Genomic DNA, 238 nt, shown 5'->3' with positions numbered 1-238 from the left:
TTTAGGATGCGGCCATGCCGTTGAGTGAGGGGGCCCGGTTCGCCGGCTATGAGGTGGTGCGGCTGTTGGGGGCCGGGGGCATGGGCGAGGTGTATCTGGTGCGCCATCCCCGCCTGCCCCGCTTCGAGGCGTTGAAGGTGCTGCGCCCCGACCTGTCGGCCGACCCCGACTACCAGCAACGGTTCAACCGCGAGGCCGACCTCGCCGGGCCGTTGTGGCACCCCAACATCGTCGGGGT

Annotated in this window: 1 pseudogene; it reads left to right on the top strand. The window is 69.7% G+C overall.

Annotated features, from left to right (window positions below):
- Nucleotides 1-14 precede the first annotated feature (14 nt).
- Nucleotides 15-238: pseudogene (locus tag AC5Y43_RS25010) on the top strand (serine/threonine-protein kinase); the annotation flags it as partial.

This window comes from Mycobacterium sp. NGS57 (assembly GCF_059812405.1).
The sequence above is the reverse complement of the archived record's forward strand: the minus strand, read 5'-3'. Positions and strand labels throughout refer to the sequence as shown.